Source organism: Anaerolineales bacterium (assembly GCA_022866145.1).
Classification (GTDB): Bacteria; Chloroflexota; Anaerolineae; order Anaerolineales; family E44-bin32; genus PFL42.
Genome location: JALHUE010000056.1, coordinates 1 through 3,301, shown reverse-complemented (window position 1 = coordinate 3,301; position 3,301 = coordinate 1). Strand labels below are relative to the sequence as shown.

Below are 3,301 nucleotides of genomic sequence, written 5' to 3'. Positions count from 1 at the left end.
GTAGAGCCGGCTCCGTCCAACCCCAGATGGAATGGGAGCTGGTCGGAGGAATTTCAGCCCGGTGCGATCGAATCGAACCCCTAGGAGGGTCAACATGGCAACAAAACCATTCAAAGGCGTGATCAAGCTCGACGTCCGCGACTCGGTCGCGGACTGGGAACCCTACACGCTGACAAGAGCGCCGGAGGGTGCTCCGAACATCCTTTTCGTGCTGTATGACGACACTGGTCTGGCAGCCTGGTCGCCCTTCGGCGGCCGCATCAACATGCCTACGATGGACAAGCTGGCGGAAAACGGGTTGACCTACTCGCAGTGGCACACCACGGCTCTTTGCTCACCTAGTCGCTCCACTCTCCTGACCGGACGCAACCATCATCTCAACGGGTTTGCCTCCATTACAGAAGCATCGAACGGTTTTCCCGGCCAGCACTGCCGCCTCCAGGACACGACCATGACCATCGGTCAGATCCTTCAGGAGAACGGCTGGAGCACCTTCTGGGTTGGTAAGAACCACAACGTACCCGAGACAGACCTCGCTCCGGGCGCAACCCGCAAGTCGTGGCCGTTACAGCAGGGGTTCGACCGTTACTATGGCTTCATCGGCGGCGAAACCAACCAGTGGTATCCCACCCTGGTTGAAGATAACCACATGATCGATCAGCCCTACCTCCCCGAGCAGGGCTATCACCTCTCCAAGGATCTTGCCGATCAAGCCATTCGGATGATCAAGGACCAGCAATCCAGCAACCCTTCGAAGCCGTGGTACCTGTGGTTCTGCCCCGGCGCCAATCACGCTCCGCACCAGGCGCCACAGGACTACATCGACAAGTACAAGGGTAAGTTCGATGACGGCTACGAGGCCTACCGCGAGTGGGTGCTGCCGCGCATGATCGCAAAAGGTATTCTGCCCAAGGGTACACAGCTTACACCGTTCAACCCAATGCGGAAGGATATGGCCGCCCCCGCAGACATGGTTCGCCCCTGGGCTTCACTCAACGCCGATGAGAAGAAGTTGTTCTCACGCCTGGCTGAGGTCTATGCCGGGTTCTCGGAATATACCGATGCCCAGGTTGGCCGCATTGTCGACTACCTAGAGAAAACCGGCCAGCTCGAGAATACCATCGTCCTGTACGCCGCCGACAACGGCGCATCAGGAGAGGGCAGCCCCAACGGCTCGGTCAACGAGAACAAGCTCTTCAACGGCTACCCGGATGAGCTATCTGAGAACCTGAAGCTCATTGACGAGCTGGGCAGTCCGAATACCTACGAGCATTTCCCCACCGGCTGGGCCGCCGCTTTTTCGACGCCCTTCAAAATGTTCAAGCGCTACTCGGAATACGCGGGTGGCACCTGCGACCCGCTGGTCATCTCGTGGGGCAAGGGGATCAAGGCGCGCGGCGAGGTACGCAACCAGTACCACCACTCCACCGATATCGTCCCGACGCTCTTGGAAGCCTGCGGGTTGGAGATGCCTAAGGTCTACAAGGGCGCAGAACAGATCCCGCTTTCCGGCGTCTCGATGAAGTACACCTTCGAGGCAAAGCCGGATGCTCCCACCCGGAAGAAGCGCCAGTATTTCGCCATGCTCGGCACCCGCGGCATCTGGGAGGAAGGCTGGAAGGCCGCGGCCATCCACCCACCGGCTCCCGCGGACAAGGGCCACTTCGATCAGGATGATTGGGAGCTCTACCACGTGGATGTGGATCGCTCTGAATCCAAGGATCTGGCCAAGGAGAACCCCGAAAAACTGCAGGCGCTGATTAAGACCTGGATCGATGAGGCCGAGAAGAACAATGTGCTGCCACTGGATGACCGGGGCGCGGTCGCCATTTTGACCATCCCGCGGCCTCTGGAAGAAGCGCCCCGCGAGCGCTACATTTATCTCCCGGACGCGGCTGAGGTCCCGGAATCCGCTGCCGTCAACGTGCGCGGACGATCCTTTAAGATCCTGGCCGATGTCGAGATCACCGATCCGGATTGCTCGGGCGTGATCTTCGCCCACGGGTCGCGCTTCGGCGGTCACTCCATGTTCATCAAGGACAAGAAGCTGTATTACGTCTACAACTTCCTGGGCATGAAGCCCGAACAGAAGTTTGTTTCAGGTGAACTCAAACCCGGCAACTACACCCTGGGCATGGAGTTCATCCGCGAGGGCATGGGCCAGTTCCACGAGTCTACCGGCACGACGAAACTCTATGTGAACGAGAAGGTCGTGGCTGAAGGCGCGATGCGCGCCCAGGTGGGCAAGTTCAGCCTGGGCGGAGATGGCCTGTGCGTCGGCCGTGATAGCAGCGATCCCGTTAGTGAGGAATACAAGGCACCTGGCGAGTTCAAAGGCGGGACGATCCTCGGCGTGGGAGTCACAGTGGAGGAGGCGCAGTACCTCGATCTTGAGAAGATTGCGGCGGCTGCGTTTGCGGTTGACTAGACCCGGCTAACCAACGCGCCATAGGTGGATGGGGTGCAGGCCGCCGCCCGGCGGCCTGCACCCGACGGAAAGAAGACATTCGCATTGCCTCGAATGGGCATTGCGATAGCAGCGGCAGTCGCAGCTGACGTAAGCCCGCCGACCAGCCCATCGTCTCATCGGGCTAGAGTGTGCAGGGACTCATGAAAACGACCAGGCCGTATGTCTTCGGGGTGATTGGTGCGGTGACGACCGTTATCGTGCTGCTTGTGGCGCTTAGCGTCGCCGCGCCGGCGTTCTCTGCGGCGGGGACGTTCCTTGCGGCATAAACCAGAACGCCAACGCCTCCTCCTGGGGATGTCATGCCGCTCAAATCGATCGCCGGGCTGACCTCGCTCAACGCCACGGTCAACCTGAGTGTGAACGGTCTGGTCAACGGCCAGCGGGCGCAAGGCGATCTCACCGCGCTGGTGACGACCAACGACCAGGGGAAGAGCAAGATCACCGTGTCGGGAAGTCTGCTGGGCCAGATTGCGGCTCAGGTCGGCGGGTCCCTGGTCGGTCTCTTCACACCCTCCACAGTCGACATCTACAAGGTGCCCGAAGGCACCTATGTTGTGGTCAACGGCCTGTTCCCCGTTTGTGTCAAACCGGAGGCCGCCCAGGCCACGGCCAGCCTGGAAGAGATGAGTCCGGCGAGCTGATCCCGGATAGTGAAGCCGACATGAAGATCGCCATGATGCGGCAGTAGGAGCGCAGGGGCGGTTAGACGAGGCCACAGCAGATCCCTCGCTGCCCCCTCGCTTCTCCCTCGCTACCGCTCGGGACAGGCGCTCCGGGCAGGCGCTCGGGATGACATATACTCGCGGGTGGGAGCGGCACGGGCGCGGGAAG

General features: G+C 60.7%; 2 protein-coding genes. Both read left to right on the top strand.

Features of this window, described 5'->3' with window-relative positions; all coding sequences use genetic code 11:
- Nucleotides 1-94: 94 nt before the first annotated feature.
- On the top strand, nucleotides 95-2,428 hold the full coding sequence (locus tag MUO23_01625; GenBank protein MCJ7511652.1) for an arylsulfatase: 2,334 nt from the start codon (nucleotides 95-97) through the stop codon (nucleotides 2,426-2,428).
- 341 nt (nucleotides 2,429-2,769) lie between these two features.
- Nucleotides 2,770-3,111: a hypothetical protein gene (locus MUO23_01620; protein MCJ7511651.1), complete on the top strand. Its 342-nt coding sequence runs from the start codon at nucleotides 2,770-2,772 to the stop codon at nucleotides 3,109-3,111.
- The last annotated feature ends 190 nt before the right edge of the window (nucleotides 3,112-3,301 follow it).

Excerpts from the sequence above, each read along its gene's own strand:
- MUO23_01620 (MCJ7511651.1), top strand. The coding sequence starts at position 2,770 with ATGCCGCTCAAATCGATCGCCGGGCTGACCTCGCTCAACGCCACGGTC.
- MUO23_01625 (MCJ7511652.1), top strand. The coding sequence starts at position 95 with ATGGCAACAAAACCATTCAAAGGCGTGATCAAGCTCGACGTCCGCGAC.